The organism is Haloarcula salina, from assembly GCF_010119195.1.
GTDB classification, from domain to species: Archaea; Halobacteriota; Halobacteria; order Halobacteriales; family Haloarculaceae; genus Haloarcula; species Haloarcula salina.
The window spans coordinates 278,147-298,347 of the sequence record NZ_WRXL01000004.1; the positions used below are offsets into that span (position 1 = coordinate 278,147).

Consider the following 20,201-nt stretch of genomic DNA (forward strand, 5'->3'; position numbering starts at 1 on the left):
TGTGTACGATTATCATGGGAGAGTCAGAGGCGAGAACGGCGAGAGAGGAGTGGGGGAGTCGATTCGGCTTCCTCATGGCCCTCGTGGGGGCGATGGTCGGCGCGGGGAACATCTGGCGGATGCCGTTCACGACGGGGCAGAACGGCGGTGGCGCGTTCCTCGTCGCGTACGTCCTCCTGTTGTACCTCGTCGCGGTCCCGGGCCTCATGGCCGAGACGATGATCGGCCGGTACACGAACAACGGCGTCATCGGGGCGTTCAATCAGGTGCTCGGCAGCAAGCGTGCGAGGGGACTCGGCCTCGTCGTCCTCCTCGTCAACGTCGCGCTGATGTCGTACTACTCGCCGATCATCGGATGGGCGCTCTACTACGCCGGCCACTCGCTACTCGGGACCTTCACGCAGGCCGGCTTCCAGCCGCAGGCGTTCTGGAACGGGTTCATCGGTAACACGGCGCTCGTCGTCGGGATGCACACGCTGACGATGGCGGGGCTCGCCGGCGTCCTCGTGTTCGGGATTCGACGCGGGATCGAGCGCGTCGTGAAGTGGATGATCCCGCTGCTCGTCTTCGCGCTGGTGGCGGTCGCGATTCGCGGCATCACCCTCCCGGGCGGAATGGAGGGACTGGCGTTCGTGTTCACTCCCGACTGGGGCTATCTGACTCGTGGGAGTATGTGGATCGCGGCACTCAGCCAGGCGCTGTTCTCGACCGGACTGGGCTGGGGGATCGCGCTCACCTACGGGAGCTACCTCGGGCGGTACGACGACGTTCCGCTCGGCGGCGGTCTGTTCACCGCGATCGGGAACACCAGCATCGGGCTGCTGGCCGTGTTCGCGACGTTCCCGGTGGTCTTCGCGTTCGGACTCGAACCGACCGCCGGGTCGAACCTGCTGTTCATCTCGCTGGCCGAGGTGTTCCCGGAACTGCCGGGCGGCGCGGCCTGGGCCGCCGTGTTCTTCGTCTCCTTCTTCTTCGCGACGTTCACCTCCGGCCTCGGCATCACCGAGGTCGGCGTGACGACGGTCTCCGAAGAGACGCGGCTGTCGCGGACGGGATCGGTGCTCGCGGTCTGTGGGGCGATCTGGCTGTTCGGGCTCCCGAGCGCCTACTCCTCGTCGTTCCTCGGCCAGATGGACTTCATCTTCGGCAGCTTCGGCCTGCCGCTGGCGACGCTGTCGATCATCGCGCTCGTCGCGTGGAAGTTCGGCCCGGAGCGCGCCCGCGTCATCGACCTCAACCGCAACGCCGGCGTCTACGTCGGCCGCTGGTGGAACCCAGTGATCAAGTACGTGATCCCCACAGTCATGGTGTTCATCCTCGGCTACGGCATCGTCACGAACATCGGCACCGACAACCAGACGCTGACGATCGTCGGCGTCGCACTCATGGCAGTGCTCGTCGTGGCGAGCGTGGCTGTGATGAGTGTCGTCGGCGACGCGCCGGGAGACCGACCGGGAGCCGCCTCGAAGGGGGGAGACTGAGATGGCGCTCTCGACACTCGCCTGGGCGACGATGGCCCTCTCGATACTCGTCCTGCCCGGCGTCGCGACCGCCATCCTCGTCAGGTCGATGCGGTCCGAAGACCGGAAGCTCGCGTTACTCGAGCGACAGGACAACATCGACAGCTACTCGCCCAGGGCGCTCGAAGAACTCCGCGAGTGGATTCAGACGAACCCCAACGACCCCTACGCCCCGGAGGCGCGAGAGCGCTACAACGAGTGCGTGCGGACGCTTCGAGAGATCGACGACCCGTACTACGACTGGTCGCCCGAGCAGATCGAGAAGCTGGAGACGATTGAGGAATGAACATCGACGCTGACCTGACCGAACTCCCCGTCGACGCCTCGTTCACGACGGTCGACACGCACACCGAGGGAGAGCCGACGCGGATCCTCCTCGACGGCGTCGACCGATCGACGCTCGACGGCGAGAGCGTTCGCGCGAAGCGCGACTCGTTCGCCGAGCAGTACGACTGGGTCCGCGAACTGCTGATGCGGGAGCCGCGAGGTCACGACGACATGTTCGGCGCGGTCCTCGTCGAACCACGGGACGGCGACGCCGACATCGGCGCGTTCTTCATGGACAGCGAGGGCTATCTGGACATGTGCGGTCACGGGACCATCGGCATCGTGACCGCGCTCGTCGAACTGGGCCACCTCCCGGCAGAGTCGACCATTCGCGTCGAGACGCCGGCAGGTACCATCGAGACGTGGCCCCAGTACGCCGAGGGCGGCGTCGAGGCAGTCACGATCCAGAACGTCGAGTCGTTCGTCTACGAGACGGTCACGGTCCCCGTCTCGTTCCTGAAATCGCCGCTCCCGGTCGACGTCGTCTACGCGGGTAACTACTTCGCACTGGTCGACAGCGACCACCTCGGCGTGTCGGTCGACACCTCTCGAACCGACGACCTCGTCGACTGGGGCCTCGAAATTCGCGACGCCGTCAACGACGCCCTCGACATCGAACACCCATTCTCGGGCGAACCTGGACGCGTGTCTATCACCGAGATCTACGACGCGTCCGGCGATATCGACCGCAGTATCGTCGTCTTCGGCGACGGGCAGGTCGACCGCTCGCCCTGCGGAACCGGGACCTGCGCGAAGATGACGCTCTTGCACGACGACGACGCGCTCACGATCGACGAACCGTACCCTCACGAGAGCATCGTCGGCACACGGTTCGAGGGCCAGATCGTCGACACACACGAGCGAGACGGCGTCACGGTAACGGACCCGAAGATTACCGGCTCAGCCCGGATCACGGGCAGCCACACGTTCGTACGAGATCCACGAGATCCGATCACCGGCCTGCGACTCTCTCCGAGTGGCGAGTAGTCATCGAGGCTGGAGAGACACCAACCGGTCGCCGATGTGCGTCGGCTTCCGGGGACGTTCGCACGGATCTGAACCGCTTCTTCGAGGAGCCGCCCGTGGGCTATCCCGCGCGAGTACGGCCGGTACCGCAGAAACAAGGAGCGACTTTTGCGTCGCAGGGATGCGCCGGTCAGCGTCGGCCGTTCGACCACGACGCGTGAAACTCGTCGGCGTGGTCTTCGAGGAGGTCGAGCATCGGTTCGAGTTCCTCGAACCGGTCGCCCTTCGACACCTCGCCGGCCTCTCTGTCCCAGTCGATATATCCGAGGCTGGCCAGTCGCGGCAGATCGTCCTGCTGGAGCTGCATGCTCGTCGACTCGCTCGCTTTGGCGCTCCTCGGCAGGAAGTCGACCACCGGCCGTGGGTCGCTCCGCTTCAGCATGAACAGTATCAGTCTCCGCCGTCGCGTGAACAGCGCCTCGAACACGCGGTCCAGGCCCGGTTGTAGAATGATATCGGGAAGGGGGTCGTCCATTACCCGTAATAAGATGTGTGAACTCTGATAAACCTCTAGGGTCACGTTTTGACCGATCTGGGGCACTACCCTGGGTACTGAGGGTAGTGACATATTGTCACACGCGAGAGGTGCGTCGAGAACCCGATTCGAAAACCGGAGTCAGGAACGGATCGACGGTTCGATCGGCGTCCCCCCGCAGTTGACGCAGATATACTCCTCGTCGACCGTCGTCACGACCGGTGAGTTACACTCGATACACTTGATCTTCGCGGCGCGAGATGGTTTAGCGTATTTCCCCATGTCCTTTCAACTCAGGTGAATGTGCGGTAGAAGACCGTATAAGAACGCGTTTCCCTGCAAAAGAATGTTCAACCAAAAGACAAATTAGGGAGCCACTAGTACGGGCACCCAGGACTCGTTCTCGGAGGCGGTACGAACCCTGCTATAGTAGCCATTGAAAGTCAGTACCACACTGATCGCACTGCAATCGTGCGATCAGTGTGTGAACTGTTTCAATTGTTACTATCGGTGAGCTTGTCGCTGGCGGGAAACTGTAGACGTGCGTGATTTCGGCGTCGTCGATCACACAGGCGCGGCGGGGTGGCGCCGTCGATACATCGAGACGATACCGTAGCAGGTGACACAGCCGAAGGCGGCGACCCAGACGAACAGCGACAGCGCGCTCTCGGGTCCGTGGGCGGCGAACGAGGGCGCGCGGTCGGGATTCGCCGCCAGCAGCGGCCAGAACAGGTTCGGGAAGAAGTAGTAGTCGGTCCCGCGGAACAGGATCGGATAGAAATCGCCCGCGAGGTGCGAGAGGTAGGCAGCGCTGAAGAGCAGGCCGAGTCTCCCCTCGCCACGTCGGTGTGCGAGGACGGTGACGCCAGCCAGAACGGGGAGGCTCACCACCAGCGAGTGGGCGAACATTCGACCGCTGGGTAACACGTGGAACGTCCACGCCAGCGGCTTGTCGATCAGGTCGGGGAGCTGCGTCGCGAGTACGAGCAGTACCACGACCGTTCCGGTAGGCAGCCGACGCTTTCGGACCAGCGTGTACAGTGTCACCGGGAGGAGGGCGACGGCGAGGTGACCGAGGGGCAGCATCTACCGGCACCAGGCGATACCTGTACAAAAACTGTGCGGCGGTCGTGACCGGGGACTTACCGCCGCCGGGCGAGGAAGCCCGCACCGAGCAGGGCGATAGTGGCGGCCAGGGCAGTGAATCCCGGACCGCTCCCGCTCGTCGTCTGGACCGTCGGGGTGGCCTCGCCGTCGGTCGGGGGCTGTCCAGCGCCGCCCGCGGTGGTCGTCGCTTCGGTGTCCGCGGCCGTTTCCGTCGCGGTCGTCTCGTCGGTGGTCGTCGCTTCCGAATCCGTCGCCGTTCCGCTTCCGGCCGCGTCAGTCGTCTCGGTGTCGGTGGACGGAGCCGCCCCGCCGTCGGAGTTCGACCCGTCGCCGCCGTCACTGTCGTCACCACCGCTGTCGGAGTCGCCGGAACCACCGTCACCGGAACCACCCGCGCTTCCGTCGTCGCCGCCGCTCGGCGTCTCCGTCGCGTCGTCGGTTCCGTTCGAACTGTTGGCCTCGCTGAGCGAGACGGTCCCGGACTCGCTGTAGAACTGGCCCGTGTCTTCGCCGACCGCGACGTGGACGTACGTGTACGTCCCGTTCGGCCACGAGTCGGGGGTCTCGACGGTCACGTTCGCCGTCGGGTCGTCGGTGACCGCCGCTCCGGAGGCGTGAATGACGCCGTCACCGGACCCCGCCTGTGGCGACGCCTCGGTGAAGACGAGTCCGAAGAGGCCGGGGAAACTGACCGCCGGAAGCGTCGGCGATCCTGCGAGGTCGACGCCGAGGACGCGATCGTCACCGGCCGTCGAGACGCCACTGACGCCGGTGATGGAGTTCTCGACGGACACCTGGTCTTCGGAGAGGGGACCGCTCAGTTCGCCGGACACCGTCACGGTGCTAGACTGACTCGCGAGTTCGTCCGGGCGGAACAGCACGACCGCGTGGGTGACCGACTCGTCGTCCGCCGCGGTCTCGGCGGCAAAGGTCACGTTGTCACCGACGCTGTGTTGCGATCCCGTCGTCTCGACGGACGAGGCGTCGGTCTGGACTAGCGTCTGTTCGACGCCGACCACGGTCACGTTACCGTCCACGGAGACGTTCGTCCCGTCGACCGACAAGCCGGTCCCGTCGTCGACGGTCACCAGGAAGAAGCCGTACGTCCCGCCGTTTTCGGGGGTGTACGACGCGTCGAGCGCGCCGTCGTCGCTGATGGAACCGACGCCCTCATCGTCGTCCAACAGTTCGGCCGACGCGACGTCGGAGTCGTTACTGAAGACGGCTTCGAGGTCCGTCCCCGCGCCGCCGAGTCCGGTCGCGTTCGGGCGCTCGGACAGTCGAACGGCGAGGAGCTGGGCCTCCTCACCGGCGACCGCCGACGTTCCGGCGCCGGTCGTGGATTCGAAGCGCATCTCCATCGACTCGCCTGCCTGGTAGATCGTCATCGCGTCGCGGTTCAGCGGGATGTCGCCCGTCGACGCGGATTCGATGTTGACGAACGCGTTCGGGGCCGTAACCGTCGTCGCGCCTTCGGAGGTAGTTCGCAGCGGGAGCAGCGACCGCTCCCACACGTCGACGCCGTCGGTAACCGTCGTCGTCTGCCCGCTAGGAACGGGCGTCGCGACGGAGGTGGCGGCGAGCGGGGACGCGAGCAGCAACGTCGCTGCGATCGAGCATATCAGGGCGGTTTTGGCGGACTGGCGTGGTACCATTGTCGAGAGTATCCAGTCCGTTATAATATATTTCTTTTGCACTGACATTCTTGCAAGAAGTCTCGGTGAGCGGCGGTCGGATAGCGGGGTCACTCAGAGCCGTGGACAGGTGCACCCGATCGTCGTCGAGAAGGCCACTACTGCGGAAGTAAAAGCCGGGCCGGATCGCGTGATCCGAATAATCGCGCCCGTTACTCCTCGTCTGCTTCGGCGTCGTCAGGACCGCCGGCATCGTCGGGCGGGCCCTGTCCATCCGGACCGCCGGCATTGTCAGGCGGCCCCTGTCCGTTCTGACCGCCGGCCTGGCTCAGTGCGACGGTGCCACTGTCCGTGTACACCGTCCCGGTCTCGTTGCTGACCGCCACGTGGACGTACTCGTAGGCACCGTTCGGCCAGGTGTCGAGCGTTTCGACGGTGACGTTCGTACTCGGGCCGTCGGACGTGACCGTCGCGGAGGCGTGGATCACGTCGCCCGAAGTGTTGCCGGTCGCCGTCGCTTCGGAGAGCACCATCCCGAACAGCCCCGCGAATCCGGTGGCCGGAATCGACCGGAGATTGGAGACGTTCGTGTTCCCGATGATGGTATCGTTCTCGACCGTTGCGACGCCGCTAACCCGGTCCCAGGAGGTCTCGACGGAGACCTGCTCACCCGAGAAACTCTCGTTGAGTTCGCCGGTCACGCGCACGGTGCTAGACTGGCGCTGGAGTTCGCCCTTCCGGTACAGCATGACGGCGTGGGTGGCCGACTCGTTCTCGAGGTCCGTCTCCACGTCGAGCGTGACGTTGTCTCCGGGGTTGAGGCGATTTTCCGTTGGTTCGACCGACGAGGCGTCCTCGCGGACGAGCGCCTGTTCGACGCCGACGACGGTCACGTTCCCGTCCACGGCGACGGATTCGTTCTCCACGGACACGCCCGGTCCGTCGTCGACGGACACCAGCACGAAGGCGTACGCGCCGCTCGATTCAGGGGTGTAGGACGCGTCGAGTTCGCCGTCCTCGTCGAACGTCCCGACGCCCTCGGCGTCGTCGAGCAGTTCGGCCGAGGTCACGTTGGAGTTGTTCCGGAAGAGTCGCTCCAGATTCATCTGGACGCTGCCGTTACCGACGCCTTCCGCGCTCGGCGAGGCTGTCAGATTGACGGCGAGTAACTGTGCCTCCTCGCCAGCGAGCGAGGTCGTCCCCGCGCCGATACGGGACTCGAACGACATATTCACCGTCTGGTTGCGGTCGTACACCGTCAGCGTCCGCTTGTTCACCGGCAGGTCGCCGGTCGCGGCCGACTCGACGTTGATGAACGTCCGCGGTGCGACGACCGTCGTTGAGCCGTTCGTGGTCGTCCGCAGCGGGAGCGGAGAGCGGTTCCAGATGTCGACGTTCTCAGTGACTGCGGTCGTCTGTCCCTCGGCGACGGGCGTGGCCGCAGCGGGAGCCGTTGCGGCGAGCGGTGCGACCAGTACCAGCGCGACGGCCATCGTGGCGACGATCGCGGTTCGAACCGGTGGTGGGTCCGTCATTACTGACACGATTCAAATGCATCCGGTATAGTTCTTGTGCAGTGACAAAACTACGTAGCCGTCGAATCCGACTATCGTCTGTGGGTTAGTCGGAATCCGCCGGCGAGACGTTCACCGAATCTATGATTATCGGTTACTGATATATATCTATTAGTAAGTGTGATATATTCGAATAAAAGTGGAACGCAAACGTAAGTGTCGCAGATCGGTTCGTTGATCCCGACGATCCTGCTCCGTGGATCTTCCCGCACTGTGTGCGAGGGAAGGGATTCGAGCCCTTGGACCACCGGAAGACTCGCGCCGCTCGTCTTCCGAGCCCTCGTTCGCTTCGCTCACGAGGACCCCTACGGGAGCGGATCGTGAGGCCGTCGGTGGAGACGGACCTCTCATCAAGGAGTATCTGTCAGGAGTTTGCGAGGGAAGATCGCTCCGTGGATCTTCCCGCACTGTGTGCGAGGGACCGTGGTGGCCCTCGTCCCGACCGCTTTCACGACCCGGGCGTCGTCGCCTTCGGCGACCGCGCCCGGCGGCGATAGCGGTCGGTCAGTGCGAGGGAAGGGATTTGAACCCTTGGACCCCTACGGGAGCGGATCTTGAGTCCGCCGCCGTTTCCTGGCTTGGCTACCCTCGCACGCGTGCTCGCAGGATCTACTCGGAGGGTGCGGTATAAAGGTCGTACGAATGCGGACCGTCCGAACCGGAGGGTTGACCCGCGCGGACACCGATAGGCGTGATATGGACGACCACACGCGGGACCCGACGGTCGACCCGCCTGCGGGGGACCCGTCGGGGTGGCGGGCCGACGGGCGGTGGGAGCACGAGACGCTCCGCCGAGCGGTCGTACACGGGGTCCGGCTCTACAACTCCGGCGAGTTCCACGAGTCGCACGACTGCTTCGAGGACGAGTGGTACAACTACGGCCGGGGCTCGACCGAGTCGAAGTTCCTCCACGGGATGGTTCAGGTGGCCGCGGGGGCGTACAAGCACTTCGACTTCGAGGACGACGACGGGATGCGGTCGCTGTTCCGGACCTCGCTCCAGTACTTCCGGGGGGTCCCGAACGACTACTACGGGGTCGACTTGCTCGACGTTCGCACCGTCGTCACGAACGCTCTCACGGACCCGACGGCGCTGCACGGCTGGCAGATCCGACTCGACGGCGACTATCCCACCTGCCGGCCGGAGGACATCGAGTTCGCGGAGTCGCTGGATCACTGACCGAATCGGGCAGTTCTAAAGGCTGGGTCGGCTATCCACGATAAATGCGTATCGAGCAACTGGGCGACGGGGAGCCCGAGATTGCCGTGATAGGGAGTATCCACGGGGACGAGCCGTGCGGACGCGACGGGATCGAGGCGGTACTCGCCGACCCCCCGGACGTCCAGCGACCGGTGAAGTTCGTCGTCGCGAACGAGGAGGCCCTCGACGCCGGGGTTCGCTACCTCGACACCGACCTCAATCGGGCGTTCCCCGGCGACCCTGACAGCGACCTCCACGAGGAGCGCCTCGCCGCCCGCTTGACGGCGGAACTCGCGGACTGTACGGTCCTCGGACTGCACTCGACGCAGTCCTACGACGGGATGTTCGCGCTCGTCGACGAGATCACGCCGATGGTCCGGCGCGTCTGCCCGCGGCTCTCGATCGACGCGGTCGTCCGGACCGAGGGGGCCAACGAGGGGCGCATCTTCTCTGCGATTCCGGCGACGATCGAGGTCGAGTGCGGCTACCAGGGCTCGGCGGCGGCCGCGGAGAACGCCGAGCGGGTGATCCGGGAGTTCCTCGCAGCGACCGGCGTCACCGAATCCGACCCGAACGCCATCCAGGACTCGCTGCCGGTGTTCCAGTTGCGCGACCCGATCCCGAAGGCAGCGGCCGGCGAGTACGAGGTGTACGCCCGGAACTTCGAGGCCGTGACCGAGGGCGAACCGATCGCCGCTGCCGACGGCAAGCAGATCGTCGCGGATGAGCCGTTCCACCCGGTGTTGCTCTCCGCGTACGGCTACGAGGACGTGTTCGGATACACGGCCGACCGCATCGGCGTACTGGACTGAGCGACGGATCGCGGAGCCGGGTGTCGCGGCGACAGCCCACAGCGGACCTGCCGTCCGCTCGTGTCAGGGCCACAAGATACGCAAAGCACTTGTCCACGGTGTCGAAACGGGGAGACGCGACAATGCCCTCCAAACGCACGCTCGCAGGCCTGGGAAGCCTCGCCGCCGTCGTCGGCTTCTCGGGCGTCGCAGCCGCACAGTCACCAACAGCAGGCACCGGTCTCGGCTTGCCGGTCCGAATGGGAATCCGGTTCGGCGTCGCAGCCGTCATCTATCTCGTCCTCGGCGGGGCCTGTGCCGCCCTCGGCCCCGAGTACACGACGAACAGGGTGCGAGAGATTCAGGACGACCCCGGCAGCGCGTTCGGCTGGGGCTTCGTCGTCGGCCTCCTCGTCCCCGTCGGGCTCGTCCTGCTGGCGATCACCATCATCGGGCTCATCGTCACGATTCCGGGTCTCCTCCTCCTCGCGGTCCTCCAGTTCATCGGGTTCGGCGTGACGGCCGTCTGGCTCGGCAACACGGTGGCCGGGACCCGCGGGGAGTCGGTCGGCGCGAAAGACGCCGTCGTCGGCGCGATCGTCCTGGCGATTCCGTTCGCGATCCCCCTGATCGGACAACTGCTCGTCAATCTCGTCGGCTGGTTCGGTCTCGGCGTGGTCGGACGGAACGTCTACGAGAACTGGAAGGACTGAGCGCGCCTCGGTCCGGACGCCTCAGGTGTCTTCCGGCGGTTCGAACTCCACCAGCGTCAGGTCACGGTCGAGCATGCAGTAGTCGTGGGGCGGGTCGCCGACGATGTCGTCGATGCGGTACTCGCCGTCGAAGTCGGCCCCGGCGGGCTCGCAGTAGGGATGACTGGGGCACTCGGTGTGCGGACACGGGCCCGCCAGTTTCGCTTTGCTGCCCGCATAAGCCCCCTTCGACGGCACGTTCGCCCGGATCGGTGCGGGCTCGACCTCGACCGCCCGGACGCCGTCCTGATGGACCGCGCAGTCGAGCGTCTGCCCGCTCTGTCTGATGTCGGTGATGCGGTACCGGCGGTCGGCCGTGAGATTGAGGCACTGGTCGCGGTACGGACAGCCCTCGCAGCCGCTGGCCTCGCCGCGGTAGACGAACTCCTCGCCGACCTCCGCGAGACGGGTCCCGACGAGCGTGACAGTGGTCATAGCCGTCACTATACGACCGGCGGGGTAAAGGTGTCAGGTCCGACCCGTCAGGTCGTCGAGTTCGTCGAGGTAGGCGTCGCGGGGCACCTGATACAGCGAGCGGTAGTCGAGCGAGCCCGCGGCGAAGCGGTTCGCCAGGTCGACCGCCCCCTCGACGGCCGCGTCGCGGGTCTCGTACGAGTCGGCGTCGCGTTCGACCTCGGGTTCGAGGTAGAGCGTGACGTACCAGTCCTGTCCGGTCCGGTCCGCGCCGGGACGGCGGGTCCGTCGCCCGCGCGTGAGATAGATCGTCGGGAGGCAAGGGGCGGGAAAGCGTTCGGTGTCGAACACGTCCGGGCGGTAGGCGAGGATGAGTTTCTCCTCGGTCTCGTTCCACACCGTCCAGTCCGACGCCAGGGCCGACAGGTCCATACGCGTCGATTCGGTGCGATGGGCAAGAATCCAGCGGGTCGGCGGCAGTGATGTTGGCCACCGGACAGTTTTACGGGGAAGTCGGTCGAATGTCGAGACATGACATCCATCGCCCGGTTCACGCTGCCGGCGGCCTCGTTCCCACTGGGTGCGGTGTTCGACGACCGACCGTCGGCGACGTTCGAACTCGACCGCGTAGTGCCGAGCGGCGACACGGCGATGCCGTACTTCTGGGTGACGGACGCCGACCTCGACGCGGTGCTGGACGCGCTCGAGGGGATCCACGAACTGCGGGCCGTCACGCTCATGGAGCGAGTCGACGGGAAGGGGCTGTTCAAGGCGGTCTGGAAGCCCGAGTACCTCGGCATCATGCAGGCCATCGCCGAGTCGGGCGTCACGGTCGTGTCGGCCAGCGGGTCGCGAGAGGGGTGGCTGTTCGAACTCCGGGACGAGAACGGCGAGTGCATCTCGGCGTTTCAGGCCTACTGCACGGAACACGGCATCGACGTGAGGCTCACGCAACTCAGTCGTCTGGCGGACCAGAGCGACGGCGCGGCGACGCTCACGGCCCGACAGCGCGAGGCGCTGCTGCTCGCCTACGAGCGGGGGTACTACGACGAGTCGGACCGACCCGACCTCGAATCGCTGGCGGCCGAACTCGGCATCTCGCGGCAGGCCTACTCCGCCAGGCTCCGTCGTGGGTACCGGAACCTCGTCGAGACGACGCTCGTTCCGGACCGAGACGGGATCCAGACGGCGTGAGGCCGAGCAGCGCGTTACCGACCGCCTGAAGCCGTATCGACGGCGATACTTATAAACAGAGTCAATCGGCGTCCCGGTAGTTGCCACTTGGATACGTTGCCATCGCCGCATTCCGGACCGGTTCGGCGGTGTACACATCCGGCGTTATATGCGTGTCGGGAAAAGGTACTTATTCGCGAAAGGCTCATACAATAAATAGTATCGGAAACAGTCTCGCACTGTCACCCGTTACCATTCCGGGAGGCGTCCCCGCGTTCCCCCGGGGTAGGTCAGCCATGGAAGGGCACACCCGTCGACCCGCATCGGTGGGTCATCCGGCGTCCGCACCCGAGCGCGCACGGAGCGAGCGGTATCGACGACGGACTGTCTCCGAAACGAATCCGCGGGACTTCCCCCGCGACGTCTGTGGCGTGGTCGGCCACGTGCATCCACGAGACGACTGCACTGAGATAGCATGAGCAAGAACAACGAGACACTCGAAGCGCTGAGCAAGGAGTACCGAGACACGATACCGGCGGACCTGCGGAAGACGCACACGTTCGACTGGTATCTCCAGCAGCTGTACGACGAGCCGCGAATCGCCCGCAACGCGCACCAGCGGGTCGCGGACATGTTCGACTACTACGGGACGACCTACGACGAAGACGCAGGCGTCGTCGAGTACGAACTGGCGAGCGAGGACCCGCTCAACGACGGCGAGAACACCTTCTACGGGCGCGTCATCCACGAGGCGATCCACGAGTTCGTCAACAAGGTCAAGTCAGGCGCGCGCGGGCTCGGTCCCGAGAAGCGGATCAAACTACTGTTAGGCCCTGTCGGTTCGGGGAAGTCCGACTTCGACCGACAGGTCCGACGGTACTTCGAGGACTACACGAGCAGCGAGGACGGCCGGATGTACACGTTCCGGTGGACGAACCTCTGTGACGTGATCCACGACCAGGACCCCGCCGACGACGTGGTCCGGTCGCCGATGAACCAGGACCCGCTGGTGTTGCTCCCCCAGAAGCAACGCGACAAGGTCATCGAGGACATCAACGAGGCGCTCGACGCGCCCTACACGATCCGCAACGAACAGTCGCTCGACCCAGCCTCCGAGTTCTACATGGACCGGCTGCTGGCGGAGTACGACGACGACCTCCAGACGGTCCTCGAGAACCACGTCGAGATCATCCGCTTCCTCGCGGACGAGAACCAGCGGCGCGGGATCGAGACGTTCGAACCCAAGGACAAGAAGAACCAGGACGAGACGGAGCTCACCGGCGACGTGAACTACTCGAAGATCGCCGTCTACGGCGAGAGCGACCCGCGTGCGTTCGACTACTCCGGGGCGTTCTGTAACGCGAACCGCGGGATCTTCTCCGGCGAGGAGCTGCTGAAACTGCAGCGGGAGTTCCTCTATGACTTCCTCCATGCGAGTCAAGAACAAACGATCAAGCCGAAGAACAACCCCCGGATCGACATCGACCAGGTGATCGTCGGCCGGACGAACATGCCCGAGTACCGGGACAAGAAGGGCGACGAGAAGATGGAGGCGTTCAACGACCGCACCAAGCGGATCGACTTCCCGTACGTCCTCCAGTACGAGGCCGAGGCGCAGATCTACCGGAAGATGCTGCGCAACGCCGACCTGCCGGACATCCAGGTCGAGCCACACACGCTGGAGATGGCGGGCCTGTTCGGCGTCCTCACCCGCATCGAAGAGCCCGACACCGAGTCGGTCGACCTCGTCCAGAAGGCCAAGGCCTACAACGGCGAGATCGACGAGGCCGACGACGTCGACGTGAAGAAACTGCGCGAGGAGGCCGACAAGGTGGCCGACATCGGCGAGGGGATGGACGGAGTCTCCCCGCGGTTCATCGGCGACGAGATCGCCGAGGCCATCATGGACTCCATGCACCGCGACCGGCAGTTCCTCTCGCCGCTGACGACGTTCAACCACCTCGAAGGCAATCTGGAGAACCACGGCTCCATCGACGAGGAGATGTTCGACCAGTACTACCGCTACCTCGAACTCGTCCGGGAGGAGTACAAGGAGCGGGCCATCGAGGACGTGCGCCACGCGCTGGCATACGACATGGACGAGATCCAGCGCCAGGGCGAAAAGTACATGGACCACGTGATGGCGTACATCGACGACGCGACCGTCGAGGACGAACTCACCGGCCGCGAACAGGAGCCCGACGAGCAGTTCCTGCGCTCCGTCGAGGAGAAGCTGAACCTCCCCGAGGACCGCAAGGACGACTTCCGCCAGGAGGTCTCGAACTGGGTGTCCCGGCGCGCCCGCGAGGGCGACACGTTCAATCCGCAGGACAACGACCGCCTGCGCCGCGCGCTCGAACGCAAGCTCTGGGAGGACAAGAAGCACAACATCAACTTCTCGGCGCTGGTCTCCAGTTCGGAGATGGACGACGAGGAGCGCAACCAGTGGATCGACGCGCTGATGGAACAGCACTACTCCGAGGAGGGAGCAAAGGAGGTGCTCGAGTTCGCCGGTGCGGAGGTCGCCAAGAGCGAGATGGAAGAGTAATGACAGGCGAGGAGTACATCGACCGCGCGGACGCGTCGCTCGACGCCGCCTACGAGGCCCCGATGAGCCTCGCGGAGTACGTCGACGCCGTCCTCGAAACACCGCAGGTGGCCGCGCACGCCTCGAAGTACCTGCTCGACGCCATCGAGGCGGCGGGCACGCGGACGGTCATCGAAGAGGGCGAGGAGAAAGAGCGCTATCGCTTCTTCGACGACCCGCACAACGACGGCGAGCACGCCATCCTCGGCAACACCGAGGTGCTGAACGCCTTCGTCGACGACCTGCGGTCCATCGCGGCGGGCCGCGGAAAAGACGAGAAGATCATCTGGCTCGAAGGGCCGACGGCGACGGGCAAGTCCGAGCTCAAGCGCTGCCTCATCAACGGCCTCCGGGAGTACTCGAAGACCCCCGCGGGCCGGCGCTACACCGTCGAGTGGAACGTCGCGGGAGCCGGCAACGACGCCACCAGCATGACCTACGGGAGCACGCCGGTCGAGGACGAGGACGACTGGTACGAGAGCCCCGTCCAGGTCCACCCGCTGACGGTGTTCCCTGACGACGTGCGCGCTGACCTGGTCGCGGAGATCAACGAGCGCCTCGACGACCACATCCCGATCCGCGTCGACGGCCAACTGGACCCCTTCTCGCGGGAGGCCTACGACTTCCTCGAAGAGCAGTACCGTCGCCAGGGCGAGACGGACCTGTTCTCGGCGGTGACCCAGCCGGCGCACCTCCGGGTGAAGAACTTCGTCGTGGACGTGGGCCACGGCATCGGCGTCCTGCACTCCGAGGACGAGGGCACGCCCAAGGAGCGCCTCGTCGGCTCGTGGATGCACGGCATGCTCCGGGAACTGGACTCCCGCGGCCGGAAGAACCCGCAGGCGTTCAGCTACGACGGCGTCCTCTCGCAGGGCAACGGCCTGCTGACCGTCGTCGAGGACGCGGCCCAACACGCCGACCTGCTCCAGAAACTGCTGAACGTCCCCGACGAGAGCCACGTCAAGCTCGACAAGGGCATCGGGATGGACGTGGACACCCAGCTGGTCATCATCTCGAACCCCGACCTCGAAGCCCAGCTCAATCAGCACGCCGACCGCGAGGGCCAGGACCCGCTGAAGGCGCTCAAGCGCCGCCTCGACAAGCACGAGTTCACGTACCTGACGAACCTCTCGCTGGAAGCGCAGTTGCTCAGGCGCGAACTCACGAACGAGACGGCGGTCTGGGACCCAGAATCCTGGGACGAACTGGAGACGTGGATTCAGGAGCCCCTGACCATCTCGGTCAGGGACGAAGTCGCGTCGGCCACCGAGAAGGAGCTCGCTCCCCACACAATCGAGGCCGCGGCGCTGTACGCCGTCGTCTCCCGGCTCGACAGCGCGGAGATTCCGACGGGGCTCGACCTCGTGGACAAGGCGCTGCTGTTCGACCGCGGCTACCTGATGGAGGGCGACGAGCGCGTCGACATCGACGACTACCAGCTGGAGAAGACCGCCGACGACGGCGACCACGGCATTCCGGTGACCCACGTCCGAGACATCATCGCCGACCTGCTGCACGAGGCCCAGGACCGCCACCACCCCGACCTCCCGGTCGAACACGTGCTGATGCCCCGCGACGTGCTCAACGCCGTGGCCGAGGGGCTCGAAGACGCCCCCGTGTTCTCGACCGGCGAGGCCACGGAGTACGAGGAGCGCGTCGTCACGGTCAAGAACTACGTCTTCGGCCAGCAGGAACAGGACGTGCTCGACGCGATGATGCGCGACAAGCGCGTCGACGAGGCGACCGTCGAGGAGTACATCGAGCACGTCTACGCCTGGGAGTCCGACGACCAGATCGAGAACGAGCGCGGCGAGCTCGTCGACCCCGACCCGCTGAAGATGAAGGTGTTCGAGATCGAGCACCTCGGGCGCTTCGACGAGAAGAACTACGAGGGCAACGAGCCCGACCACGCCGTCACGCAGTTCCGCACCGACAAGATCATCACTGCGCTGAACCGACACGCGTGGCAGCGCCGCGACGAGGAGTTCCGCGTCAGCGACGTGAACCCCAAGGAGATCCCGGTCATCAACACCGTCCTCGGGAGCTACGACTGGGACGACATCCAGCGGACCTACGAGGACTTCGAGCCCGCCCAGTGGGACAACCCGCCGTCGGGCACCGAGACGGCCCGCCTCAAGGCGAAGACCCTCGACAACATGGTCGACATGTTCGAGTACACCGAGGCGTCGGCCGAACTGACGAGCAGACACGTCATGAGCCAGGTGACCTACAGATGGGACTGAAAGACGACCTCGAACGGTACCGCGACGTGGGCGAGGAGCGCCGCCAGGACCTCGCCGAGTTCATCCAGTACGGCGACCTCGGGCAGTCCCGGGGCGACTCCGTCCGCATCCCGATCAAGATCGTCGACCTGCCGGAGTTCGAGTACGACCGCCGCGACATGGGCGGCGTCGGACAGGGCGAAGGGGCCGAAGAGGGCGATCCGGTCGGCCAGCCACAGCCCCAGCCCGGTGACGGCGACGAGGACGGCGAGCCCGGCGAGGAGGGCGGCGAGCACGAGTACTACGAGATGGACCCCGAGGAGTTCGCCGAGGAGCTCGACGAACAGCTCGGGCTCGACCTCGAACCGAAGGGCAAGAAGGTCATCGAGGAGAAGGAGGGCGACTTCACGGACATCACGCGGACCGGCCCCTCCTCGACGCTCGACTTCGAGCGGCTGTTCAAGAAGGGGCTGAAGCGCAAGCTCGCGATGGACTTCGACGAGGACTACGTCCGCGAGGCGCTGAAAGTCGAGGGCTGGGGCCCGGCGACCGTTTACGAGTGGGCCCGCGAGCAGAACATCCCCGTCTCGAAGGCGTGGATCGACGACGCCTACGCGGACCTGCCGAGCGACGAGAAGGCCGTCTGGGAGTCCATCGAGGAGATGGAAGACAACGTCGAACGCGTCGAGACCTCCCAGCGCATCCGTCAGGACGGCGTCGACGAGATCCCCTTCCGGCGGGAGGACGAGCGCTATCGCTACCCCGAGATCGTCGAGGAGCGCGAGAAGAACGTCGTGGTCGTGAACATCCGCGACGTGTCGGGATCGATGCGCCAGAAGAAGCGAGAGCTGGTCGAGCGGACCTTCACGCCGCTCGACTGGTATCTCACGGGCAAGTACGACAACGCGGAGTTCGTCTACATCGCCCACGACGCCGACGCCTGGGAGGTCGAGCGCGAGGAGTTCTTCGGCATCCGCTCGGGCGGCGGGACGCGGATCTCCAGCGCCTACGAACTCGCGGCGGCCGTCTTAGAGGAGGAGTACCCCTGGAGCGAGTGGAACCGCTACGTGTTCGCGGCGGGCGACAGCGAGAACTCCTCGAACGACACCGAGGAGAAGGTCATCCCGCTGATGGAAAAGATCCCGGCGAACCTCCACGCCTACGTGGAGACCCAGCCGAGCGGGAACGCCATCAACGCCACCCACGCCGAGGAGGTCGAGCGCAGCTTCCGCGACAGCGACAACGTCGCGGTCGCGTACGTCTCCTCGCCGGAGGACGTGGTGGACGCCATCTACGAGATACTCAGCACGGAGGACCAATGAACGACGACCGATTCGCGAAACAGCGCGTGGCCGAGGGGCTGGAAGAGCCCGTCGAAGAAGCGGGGGCGCTCGCCCGGAAGCTCGGGCTGAAGCCCTATCCGGTGAACTACTGGATCGTCGACTACGACGAGATGAACGAACTCATCGCCTACGGCGGGTTCCAGCAGCGCTACCCGCACTGGCGCTGGGGGATGCAGTACGACCGCCAGCAGAAGCAGGGCCAGTTCCTCGGCGGGAAGGCCTTCGAGATCGTCAACAACGACGACCCCGCACACGCCTTCCTCCAGGAGTCGAACACCCTGGCCGACCAGAAGGCGGTTATCACCCACGTCGAGGCCCACGCCGACTTCTTCGCCAACAACGAGTGGTTCCGGATGTTCACCGACGGCTCCTCGCGGACCGCGACCGACGACTCCGGCGGGGAGCGCCGCCGGGGGCCGGACGCGGCCGGGATGCTCGCGCGCCACGGCGACACCATCCAGGAGTTCATGCAGGACCCCGAGATCGAGCGCGGGGAGGTCGAGCGGTTCATCGACCACGTCCTCTGTCTCGAAGACAACATCGACCAACACAAACCGTACAGCCCGGTCGAGACGGTCGACGAGCGCTTCGAGGAACTGGAGGGGGCCGACGTGACCGACCAGTTAGACGACCTCGACCTCTCGGAGGAGGTCAAGCGCCAGGTGTTCGACGACGAGTGGCTGGACGCCCAGCGCGACGACGACGAGAACGTCACGTTCCCGGCCGAGCCCGAGAAGGACATCCTGGGCTTCCTGCGCAAGCACGGGATGCAGTACGACGAGGACGCCGAACGCGCCACCGAGATGGAAGACTGGCAGACGGAACTGCTCGAACTCCTGCGCCGCGAGGCGTACTACTTCGCCCCCCAGAAGATGACGAAGGTCATGAACGAGGGGTGGGCGAGCTACTGGGAGTCCGTCATGATGACCGGCGAGGGGTTCGCCGGCGACGACGAGTTCGTCCTCTACGCCGACCACATGTCGAAGGTGCTCGGCTCGGGCGGGCTGAACCCCTACAGCCTCGGCCTGGAGATCTGGGAGTACGTCGAGAACACGGAGAACCGCCGCGAGGTCGTCGAGCGCCTGCTCCGCGTCGACGGCATCACCTGGCGGAACTTCGACGACAGCGTCGACTACGCGGCTGTCCAGGAGCACCTCGAACCGCCGGCGTGGCTCCGTGACGTGCCCGCTCACCTCGACGACCTCGACCCCGAGGACCCCCGGGTCGACAGCGAGGGGCTTGCGGCGGCCCGCGACGGCGAGATCGACGTCGAGCAGTACCCGTGGAAGGTGCTGACGTACGAGGGCCTGGCTCAACGGCACTACTCGCTCGTCAAGCCCCAGTACCGCGGCTTCGTCTCCCGCGTCGGCCAGGAGGAACTAGAGCGGACCGCCCGCTACATGTTCGACGATTCGCGCTACGACAGCGTCGAGGCAGCGCTCGCGGACGTCGACTACACCCGCGGCTGGGAGCGGATGCGAGAGATCCGCGAGAGCCACAACGACGTGACCTTCCTCGACGAGTTCCTCACCCAGGAGTTCGTCGACGACAACGACTACTTCACCTACGAGTACACCCACGCCTCCGGCGACTACCGCGTCACTTCGACGGACCACGAGGACGTGAAGAAGAAGCTGATGTTGCAGTTCACCAACTTCGGCAAGCCGACCATCGTCGTCGAGGACGGCAACTACCAGAACCGCAACGAACTGCTGTTGGCCCACCAGTACAACGGCGTGATGCTCGACATCAATCAGGCCAAGGAAGTGCTCAAGCGGACGTTCGAACTGTGGGGTCGGCCCGTGAACCTCCTGACCATCGTCAAGGAGTTCGACGACCACGACGTGGAGGTGGCGAAGCGCCGCGACCGCGAGCCCGAACCCGAGGAAGTCGGCAAGCGGATCCGGTACGACGGCGAGGAGGTCGTCATCAGCGACGTTGACTGGTCCGAGGTCGACCACCTCACCGCGACGGACATCGACTACAACACGAAGCCCGACGAGTGGCTGGCCTGAGCGGGGCCGCTCGCCGCTTTCTCGCCGCGATACGACAGGTG

The 20,201-nt window shown here is 65.4% G+C and carries 17 protein-coding genes and 1 tRNA gene; 11 read left to right on the top strand and 7 right to left on the bottom strand.

Annotation, left to right across the window (positions count from 1 at the left end; translation table 11 throughout):
- Nucleotides 1-14: 14 nt before the first annotated feature.
- Genes GM656_RS12760 through GM656_RS12770 form a run of 3 tightly spaced genes read left to right on the top strand, consistent with a single transcriptional unit; the run spans nucleotide 15 to nucleotide 2,834 of the window.
- Nucleotides 15-1,481, top strand: a complete 1,467-nt coding sequence (locus GM656_RS12760) for a sodium-dependent transporter (protein WP_162414057.1) — start codon at nucleotides 15-17, stop codon at nucleotides 1,479-1,481.
- Nucleotide 1,482: 1 nt separating this feature from the next.
- Nucleotides 1,483-1,806, top strand: a complete 324-nt coding sequence (locus GM656_RS12765; RefSeq protein WP_162414058.1) for an outer membrane protein assembly factor BamD — start codon at nucleotides 1,483-1,485, stop codon at nucleotides 1,804-1,806.
- A complete protein-coding gene (locus GM656_RS12770; RefSeq protein ID WP_162414059.1) occupies nucleotides 1,803-2,834 on the top strand; it encodes a proline racemase family protein in 1,032 nt (343 codons plus the stop codon). The genes GM656_RS12765 and GM656_RS12770 overlap by 4 nt, the downstream gene beginning before the upstream one ends.
- A gap of 169 nt (nucleotides 2,835-3,003) precedes the next feature.
- On the opposite strand, the gene GM656_RS12775 is transcribed toward GM656_RS12770, so the two are convergent.
- From GM656_RS12775 to GM656_RS12795, 5 genes are all read right to left on the bottom strand, one after another.
- Complete coding sequence (locus GM656_RS12775) at nucleotides 3,004-3,348, bottom strand: hypothetical protein (RefSeq protein WP_241692766.1); 345 nt, start codon at nucleotides 3,346-3,348, stop codon at nucleotides 3,004-3,006.
- 564 nt (nucleotides 3,349-3,912) lie between these two features.
- Complete coding sequence (locus GM656_RS12780) at nucleotides 3,913-4,434, bottom strand: metal-dependent hydrolase (RefSeq protein ID WP_162414060.1); 522 nt, start codon at nucleotides 4,432-4,434, stop codon at nucleotides 3,913-3,915.
- A gap of 56 nt (nucleotides 4,435-4,490) precedes the next feature.
- A complete protein-coding gene (locus tag GM656_RS12785) occupies nucleotides 4,491-6,110 on the bottom strand; it encodes a PGF-CTERM sorting domain-containing protein (RefSeq protein WP_162414061.1) in 1,620 nt (539 codons plus the stop codon).
- Between the two features lie 191 nt (nucleotides 6,111-6,301).
- A complete protein-coding gene (locus tag GM656_RS12790) occupies nucleotides 6,302-7,624 on the bottom strand; it encodes a PGF-CTERM sorting domain-containing protein (protein ID WP_394352098.1) in 1,323 nt (440 codons plus the stop codon).
- 547 nt (nucleotides 7,625-8,171) lie between these two features.
- Nucleotides 8,172-8,255, bottom strand: a tRNA-Leu gene (locus tag GM656_RS12795).
- Nucleotides 8,256-8,359: 104 nt separating this feature from the next.
- On the opposite strand from GM656_RS12795, the gene GM656_RS12800 reads away from it, so the two are divergent.
- From GM656_RS12800 to GM656_RS12810, 3 genes are all read left to right on the top strand, one after another.
- Nucleotides 8,360-8,842: a DUF309 domain-containing protein gene (locus tag GM656_RS12800; RefSeq protein ID WP_162414062.1), complete on the top strand. Its 483-nt coding sequence runs from the start codon at nucleotides 8,360-8,362 to the stop codon at nucleotides 8,840-8,842.
- 44 nt (nucleotides 8,843-8,886) lie between these two features.
- A complete protein-coding gene (locus GM656_RS12805) occupies nucleotides 8,887-9,675 on the top strand; it encodes a M14 family metallopeptidase (RefSeq protein ID WP_162414063.1) in 789 nt (262 codons plus the stop codon).
- Nucleotides 9,676-9,797: 122 nt separating this feature from the next.
- The gene (locus GM656_RS12810; RefSeq protein WP_162414064.1) at nucleotides 9,798-10,367 is read left to right on the top strand and encodes a hypothetical protein; all 570 of its coding nucleotides are present in this window, start codon (nucleotides 9,798-9,800) and stop codon (nucleotides 10,365-10,367) included.
- A gap of 21 nt (nucleotides 10,368-10,388) precedes the next feature.
- Here the strand turns inward: GM656_RS12810 and GM656_RS12815 are convergent, their stop codons facing one another.
- Nucleotides 10,389-10,841 carry a UPF0179 family protein gene (locus GM656_RS12815; RefSeq protein WP_162414065.1) on the bottom strand — a complete coding sequence of 151 codons (453 nt, stop codon included), beginning with the start codon at nucleotides 10,839-10,841 and terminating at the stop codon, nucleotides 10,389-10,391.
- Nucleotides 10,842-10,874: 33 nt separating this feature from the next.
- Nucleotides 10,875-11,252 carry a DUF5820 family protein gene (locus tag GM656_RS12820; RefSeq protein WP_162414066.1) on the bottom strand — a complete coding sequence of 126 codons (378 nt, stop codon included), beginning with the start codon at nucleotides 11,250-11,252 and terminating at the stop codon, nucleotides 10,875-10,877.
- A gap of 99 nt (nucleotides 11,253-11,351) precedes the next feature.
- Here GM656_RS12820 and GM656_RS12825 point away from each other — a divergent pair, with 99 nt between their 5' ends.
- The 5 genes from GM656_RS12825 to GM656_RS12845 all read left to right on the top strand — a co-directional run bounded on the left by GM656_RS12825 (nucleotide 11,352) and on the right by GM656_RS12845 (nucleotide 20,160).
- On the top strand, nucleotides 11,352-12,014 hold the full coding sequence (locus GM656_RS12825) for a helix-turn-helix domain-containing protein (protein ID WP_162414067.1): 663 nt from the start codon (nucleotides 11,352-11,354) through the stop codon (nucleotides 12,012-12,014).
- Between the two features lie 454 nt (nucleotides 12,015-12,468).
- Nucleotides 12,469-14,541 carry a PrkA family serine protein kinase gene (locus GM656_RS12830; protein ID WP_162414068.1) on the top strand — a complete coding sequence of 691 codons (2,073 nt, stop codon included), beginning with the start codon at nucleotides 12,469-12,471 and terminating at the stop codon, nucleotides 14,539-14,541.
- Nucleotides 14,541-16,823 (top strand): PrkA family serine protein kinase, encoded by a 2,283-nt coding sequence (locus GM656_RS12835; RefSeq protein WP_162414069.1) that lies wholly within the window; start codon nucleotides 14,541-14,543, stop codon nucleotides 16,821-16,823. The genes GM656_RS12830 and GM656_RS12835 overlap by 1 nt, the downstream gene beginning before the upstream one ends.
- Nucleotides 16,814-18,124 carry a YeaH/YhbH family protein gene (locus tag GM656_RS12840; RefSeq protein ID WP_162414070.1) on the top strand — a complete coding sequence of 437 codons (1,311 nt, stop codon included), beginning with the start codon at nucleotides 16,814-16,816 and terminating at the stop codon, nucleotides 18,122-18,124. Before GM656_RS12835 ends, GM656_RS12840 begins: the two co-directional genes overlap by 10 nt.
- Entirely contained in the window at nucleotides 18,121-20,160 is a 2,040-nt protein-coding gene (locus GM656_RS12845) for a SpoVR family protein (protein WP_162414071.1), read from the top strand. Before GM656_RS12840 ends, GM656_RS12845 begins: the two co-directional genes overlap by 4 nt.
- Nucleotides 20,161-20,201 lie beyond the last annotated feature (41 nt).

Coding starts and splice junctions, on each gene's coding strand:
- GM656_RS12835 (WP_162414069.1), top strand. CDS start 14,541: ATGACAGGCGAGGAGTACATCGACCGCGCGGACGCGTCGCTCGACGCC.
- GM656_RS12815 (WP_162414065.1), bottom strand. CDS start 10,841: ATGACCACTGTCACGCTCGTCGGGACCCGTCTCGCGGAGGTCGGCGAG.
- GM656_RS12780 (WP_162414060.1), bottom strand. CDS start 4,434: ATGCTGCCCCTCGGTCACCTCGCCGTCGCCCTCCTCCCGGTGACACTG.
- GM656_RS12770 (WP_162414059.1), top strand. CDS start 1,803: ATGAACATCGACGCTGACCTGACCGAACTCCCCGTCGACGCCTCGTTC.
- GM656_RS12845 (WP_162414071.1), top strand. CDS start 18,121: ATGAACGACGACCGATTCGCGAAACAGCGCGTGGCCGAGGGGCTGGAA.
- GM656_RS12825 (WP_162414067.1), top strand. CDS start 11,352: ATGACATCCATCGCCCGGTTCACGCTGCCGGCGGCCTCGTTCCCACTG.
- GM656_RS12765 (WP_162414058.1), top strand. CDS start 1,483: ATGGCGCTCTCGACACTCGCCTGGGCGACGATGGCCCTCTCGATACTC.
- GM656_RS12810 (WP_162414064.1), top strand. CDS start 9,798: ATGCCCTCCAAACGCACGCTCGCAGGCCTGGGAAGCCTCGCCGCCGTC.
- GM656_RS12775 (WP_241692766.1), bottom strand. CDS start 3,348: ATGGACGACCCCCTTCCCGATATCATTCTACAACCGGGCCTGGACCGC.
- GM656_RS12820 (WP_162414066.1), bottom strand. CDS start 11,252: ATGGACCTGTCGGCCCTGGCGTCGGACTGGACGGTGTGGAACGAGACC.
- GM656_RS12785 (WP_162414061.1), bottom strand. CDS start 6,110: ATGGTACCACGCCAGTCCGCCAAAACCGCCCTGATATGCTCGATCGCA.
- GM656_RS12830 (WP_162414068.1), top strand. CDS start 12,469: ATGAGCAAGAACAACGAGACACTCGAAGCGCTGAGCAAGGAGTACCGA.
- GM656_RS12760 (WP_162414057.1), top strand. CDS start 15: ATGGGAGAGTCAGAGGCGAGAACGGCGAGAGAGGAGTGGGGGAGTCGA.
- GM656_RS12840 (WP_162414070.1), top strand. CDS start 16,814: ATGGGACTGAAAGACGACCTCGAACGGTACCGCGACGTGGGCGAGGAG.
- GM656_RS12790 (WP_394352098.1), bottom strand. CDS start 7,624: ATGACGGACCCACCACCGGTTCGAACCGCGATCGTCGCCACGATGGCC.
- GM656_RS12800 (WP_162414062.1), top strand. CDS start 8,360: ATGGACGACCACACGCGGGACCCGACGGTCGACCCGCCTGCGGGGGAC.
- GM656_RS12805 (WP_162414063.1), top strand. CDS start 8,887: ATGCGTATCGAGCAACTGGGCGACGGGGAGCCCGAGATTGCCGTGATA.